This is a genomic window from Seonamhaeicola maritimus, from assembly GCF_008056315.1.
Lineage (GTDB): Bacteria > Bacteroidota > Bacteroidia > Flavobacteriales > Flavobacteriaceae > Seonamhaeicola > Seonamhaeicola maritimus.
Map to the genome: position 1 here is coordinate 1 of NZ_VRKQ01000013.1, position 649 is coordinate 649.

Annotated in this window: 1 pseudogene; it reads right to left on the reverse strand. The window is 35.0% G+C overall.

Annotated elements, in window-relative coordinates:
- Window positions 1-649, reverse strand: a pseudogene (locus FUA22_RS13615) (hypothetical protein); the annotation flags it as partial.

The following is a 649-nucleotide window of genomic DNA, read 5'->3' on the forward strand; positions in this document are numbered from 1 at the left end:
ACATTATCTTCAACAGTAACAGTAGCGTTACAAGAAGCAGTATTACCATTGTTGTCTAAAACAAATAGGGTTACTGTAATAGGACTTAATAAAAGACTATTACAATCAAAATTTTCTTGAGATAAAGCCAAACTATCAATACCACAAGCATCATTAGAACCATTATCAATTTGAGCCGCTGTAATACTCGCATTACCAGAAGCATCAAGTTGTACTGTAATATCTTGATAGATAGCAGTAGGATCTACATTATCTTCTACTGTTACTGTAGCAGTACAAGTAGATACATTATCGTTATTATCGGTTACTGTAAGAGTTACTGTATTAGCACCTACATCAGCACAAGTGAAAGCGGTTGTATCTATAGCAAGTGATTGAATACCACAAGCATCATTAGAACCATTATCACTATCTGCTGCAGTAATGCTGGCATTACCAGAAGCATCAAGTTGTACTGTGATATCTTGACAGATAGCAGTAGGATCTACATTATCTTCTACAGTAACAGTAGCGTTACAAGTAGCAGTATTACCATTATTATCAGTCACAGTAAGAACAACTGGGTTAGTTCCTACATTAGAACAGTCAAAAGTATCTACGTCTAAAGAAAGTGATTGAATACCACAAGCATCATTGGAACCATTATCAA